The organism is Rhodococcus sp. IEGM 1379 (assembly GCF_030056815.1).
In the GTDB taxonomy this organism is placed as follows: Bacteria; Actinomycetota; Actinomycetes; order Mycobacteriales; family Mycobacteriaceae; genus Rhodococcus_F.
Map to the genome: position 1 here is coordinate 1 of NZ_JASHKR010000156.1, position 4,242 is coordinate 4,242.

At 62.3% G+C, this 4,242-nt stretch carries 5 protein-coding genes; 2 read left to right on the forward strand and 3 right to left on the reverse strand.

All coding sequences use genetic code 11. The features are described from left to right. Nucleotides 1–301: 301 nt before the first annotated feature. Nucleotides 302–1,234, forward strand: a complete 933-nt coding sequence (locus QM600_RS29010; RefSeq protein WP_283265196.1) for a DoxX family protein — start codon at nt 302–304, stop codon at nt 1,232–1,234. Between the two features lie 294 nt (nt 1,235–1,528). Here the strand turns inward: QM600_RS29010 and QM600_RS29015 are convergent, their stop codons facing one another. Both QM600_RS29015 and QM600_RS29020 read right to left on the reverse strand, forming a co-directional pair. After that, the gene (locus tag QM600_RS29015) at nt 1,529–1,804 is read right to left on the reverse strand and encodes a DUF8176 domain-containing protein (RefSeq protein ID WP_283265198.1); all 276 of its coding nucleotides are present in this window, start codon (nt 1,802–1,804) and stop codon (nt 1,529–1,531) included. Nucleotides 1,805–1,816: 12 nt separating this feature from the next. Next, complete coding sequence (locus QM600_RS29020) at nt 1,817–2,104, reverse strand: hypothetical protein (RefSeq protein WP_283265200.1); 288 nt, start codon at nt 2,102–2,104, stop codon at nt 1,817–1,819. 798 nt (nt 2,105–2,902) lie between these two features. Here QM600_RS29020 and QM600_RS29025 point away from each other — a divergent pair. Further along, the gene (locus tag QM600_RS29025; protein WP_283265201.1) at nt 2,903–3,196 is read left to right on the forward strand and encodes a DUF4913 domain-containing protein; all 294 of its coding nucleotides are present in this window, start codon (nt 2,903–2,905) and stop codon (nt 3,194–3,196) included. An 87-nt stretch (nt 3,197–3,283) separates the two neighbouring features. On the opposite strand, the gene QM600_RS29030 is transcribed toward QM600_RS29025, so the two are convergent. After that, on the reverse strand, nt 3,284–4,242 hold a 959-nt coding region (locus tag QM600_RS29030; RefSeq protein WP_283265203.1), incomplete at its 5' end, for a YncE family protein.

The window sequence follows — 4,242 nt, forward strand, 5'->3', positions numbered from 1 at the left end:
TCTCGGCACTACCGGCCGCGCAGTGGGTGGCCGCAAAGTCTGGTATTGATCCACCGTGTAAACCCTGCATCGCCACATATTTTTCGTGGGCAATGCACATGCAATAGCTCCCGCCGCTCTGTTTCGGTCATCGACACAGATTTTCGGCACATCTGGAAAACTCCGCTGAACCCCTGTGTGCGAAAAGAAGTTCGACAGGAACTCGGCGCACCCGAGAAGACCCATCAATGCTGAGCCCACCGTTTTGCGGGATCGGTCGGCTACCGCCGAATGACAGATCAACATCGGAAGGCTTAAAAATATGCTGGTACGTCGAATTGCTCGTCCCCTGCTCGCCACGATCTTCATCGCCGGGGGAATCGATGCTCTGCGCAATTCTGCTCAGCGAGCAGCCAATGCAGCGCCACTCATCGACAAATCCCTGGACATGCTGCCCGGAGCAGTCACACAGAAGGTGCCTGCTGATCCGGAAACTCTCGTCAAGATCAATGCCGTCATCCAGGTCGGCGGCGGCGCATTGCTGGCCAGCGGTAAGGCGCCGCGACTCGCCTCGTTGGTACTCGCCGGCAGCCTGGTGCCGACCACGCTCGCCAACCATGACTTCTGGAACGAGACGGATCTTTCGTTGCGTGCGACGCAGCGCAGCAACTTCATCAAGAACGTGAGCTTGCTGGGCGGATTGATGATCGCTTCCGTCGACACGGAGGGAAAACCGTCGCTCGGCTGGCGTGGGCGTCGCGCTGCGAAGAGGGCACAGGCTTCGATCTCGGCCGCACTTCCGTTGGTTGCCGCGCATACCGATCACACGGGCGATCGCGTCGAACATGCCTTATCCGTGGTGTCCGGGCGGGGGTCCGACCTCGCCGAAACAACGAAAGCACATGGCACGGATTTGCTGGAAGTGGCCAAGGAACGTGGTTCCGAGTTCGCGGAGATCGCGAGCAAGCGTGCCGCCGAACTCGGCGAGGTTGTCAAAGAGCGTGGCCCGGACATCCTCGAGGTCGCGCAGAAGCGTGGTTCCGAACTGGCCGAGACTGCACGTGAGCGGAGCGCCGAACTGGCCGAGCTGGCGAGTAAGCGCGGCACTGAGTTCGCCGAACTAGCGCTAGAGAAGAAGAACGAGTGGGCCGAGACCGCATCCGAGCAGGCCGCGGTGCTGAGAAAGCGGGCTCGTCAGCGCGCCGAAGCAGCCCTTGAAGAGGCTCGCGACAAGAAGGACGACTCGACGCACTGATTAGTCGAAAGGCCAGGCCGCTGCAGCAGATGGTATGCGAGTAATGCTCTGCCGAGGCCGAGTTGTCCGCGGAACTTACGGCACGACCCAATTTTGAGGTCCGCTCAAGATTGTGCCGTCAAAACGTGGCCGCTGATGGCCGGGTGCTTGCGATCCGAATTGGTTCGGAGAACGGAGTAGTCGGTGACTAAGAGTGCGTCCGGGAACTCATGATGGCGATGGGCGGTGTGGTGGGCTCCTGATTGGGTCAGTGATGTCGATTCGCTGCCCGTACCCAGGAGCCCACCAATGTCGTCATTGCTGATTCCGCACGACGGAGTAGACGCGGGCACTGATCGGCGTGATCGCCGCGCAGTGGGTGGTTCCTGCTGGGACGGGGTCGATTCCGGCTTTGATCTTGTCCGCGATCGGACGAGTTGCATCGGGGGTGGCCAGCGCTCGGAAGGCGACTCCGGAGCGGGTGACGTAGTAGGCGTGCTCGAAGGCGGCAATGACGCTCGCTCCGCTCTGCTGATCGCCTTGGTCGGTGCGGCACGCGCTGAGGTTGTCGGTGTCGGATCCAGAAAACACGCGTACGAGAAATCAGCCGAGTAGAGCTGTGACCAGCAGTAAGGCGCTCGCGTAGCGCAGTGGGTAGGAATGTCGGGGCGGCGCTTTCGGTTCCCCGGTAGGCGCGGCGCCGAGTGTGTCGATCACTGTGGATATCTTGTCGTCTTCGCGCTCAGGTTCGGCTTCGTTGTCGATGGCCGCGCAAAGCACGGTATTCCGAATTTCTCGCAGCGTGTTTTCATCGCCACATCGGCGCTCCTCGATGGTCTCGCCTTCCGGCGCAACGGCATTGGCACAGTTGTCAGCGTCAGGGAACCACACTCGCGCGGCAACTACATACGGGGTGTCAGGGCAATTCGGGTAGACGACGAAGCATGTATTTTCGCGAGGTCGTCACGGAAAGAATCATCCGATGACGCCACCACCCGACCTACGAAGCCGGAAACTGCTGGCCCGCCTGAGGAGCCGACGGCCGGCTGATGTGCAGCAGGACGGCCCACACCGGATATGGTGCGGGCCATCACTGTCTAGAAAGCCGCTATACCTACCAACCCCTCACCAAGGTGGCCTTGTCCCCTGCAACATCGTGGCAGCGACGGAGGCCAGTGTCGCGTGCACCTGCGCCAATGCGATGCCTTTTTGTGCAGGCGCCGCGAGCGGGTTTTGCTCCGCTTCGGCTCACTTGAGCAGTTCCTGGGCTCTCGCCCAATGCGGATGGAGACGGTCCTCAGCAATGCGGTGGGAGTCAGCGACGCGATGAGCCGCGTGCTGCTGCGCCGCACGGACACCCAATCAGACTGTGTCAACGGAGATTGCATCAGCAGTTACCCAGAGCCAAAGCCCGAGACCTGTTCTACCGTAACCTGTTTCGGCGTACACCTGAACACAGCCAAGCCACTGCCCGTCGGACAATTTCAGCCACGCATAGAGATCTCCGCTCATGACGCCTTCCAACCGCACCCCTCCTGCGAGAACTCGAAGCGGTAGACGATCGGGACGTTGCGCGTTCCTGACCAACGGCAAAGCCCGATTCATCTCGACCTTGACCGGACGAGCGACAGCCAGCCGCCGCAGGGTGGGTGTCAGTGGCCATTGCTCTCGCCACGACGGCGTTACGCGGTGACCGGCTCGGATGCGGTGATTCCGCCGTGCTGGTACCGACATCCCGTCGCGGTCGAGGAATTGACGGCGTTGACGGTCTCACACCAAAGCACCTACACGCTCGACGAGCCGGGATCGGAGTTGTCGGCGTTCCATGTGCAGTGGCTCTGGCCTACGTTGCGTGATCTTGCAGAGCGGGCCGGATACAAGCGGTGCACGGATGCGAAGTGCTCGTTCACGGCGCCGGACATCGTCGATGACCCCGGCGGTTTGGGGAAGTGGGTCAGCGGCGACATCGCTGCCCGCCATTGATCTACCTGACCGAATACAGAAAAAGTGGCCGCCCACCCCGGAAATGGGGTGAGCGGCCACTATCTGTTCGGGTGGGACTTTAGCGGGTCAGGAGCCGAAGTTTCCGAGCGATCCGAGTGAACCTGTCACCGGCGGTTCCGGTGCTGCGGTGACGGTGAGGATGGCGTCGAGGGTAGCGGGCGTGCCGATGCCGTTGGACGCAGTGAAGGTGACTGCGAACGTCCCTGCCTCGGTGGGGGTTCCGGACAGAACACCGGATTCAGTGAGTGTCAGACCGGCGGGCAATGCACCGACTGCGGTCACGGTGGGGGCCGGTTGTCCGGTGACAGTGAAGGCGTAACTGTAGGGCTGACCGACGACGCCCGCGGTCGGTGCCCCGGTGAGTGTGGGAGCTATTTCGATGGTGATCACCGATACCGTGGCGTTGTCATAGTTGGTGACGTAGGCGCGAAGGCCGTCGGGGGTGATCGCTATCCCGGCCGGCCTTCCCCCGACAGGAAGGTCGATGGCGGTGACGGTGTTGTCGCTGGTGTTGATCACAGATACCGTGTCGTCCGTCTGGTTGGCGACGTAGGCGCGGGTGCCGTCAGGGGTGATCGCTATCTGGTACGGGAGCTGGCCGACCGGGATGGTGGCGGCGACGGTGTTGTCGGTGGTGTTGATGACCGACACCGAGTTGCTGTCCTGGTTGGTGACGTAGGCGCGGAGGCCGTCGGGGGTGAACGCAATCGATGACGGACCTTGGCCGACCGTGATAGGTGCGGGGTTGACGGTGTTGTTGCTGGTGTTGATCACCGATACCGTGTTGCCATTCCGGTCGGTGACGTAGGCGCGGGCGCCGTCGGGGCTGATCGCCACTGCCCAGGAAGTCCCGCCCACCACGATGGGTGTGGGGTCGACGATCCCGTCGGTGGTGTTGATCACCGACACCGTCCCTGTTTCATTGGCGACGTAGGCGCGGGCGCCGTCGGGGGTGATCGCCACCCCGACAGGACCACTGCCGACCCCGATGGTCGCGGTGACGGTGTTGTCGGTGGTGTCGAGCA

Bases quoted from the DNA above. Each gene is read 5' to 3' on its own strand.
- QM600_RS29010 (WP_283265196.1), top strand. From the start codon at position 302: ATGCTGGTACGTCGAATTGCTCGTCCCCTGCTCGCCACGATCTTCATC.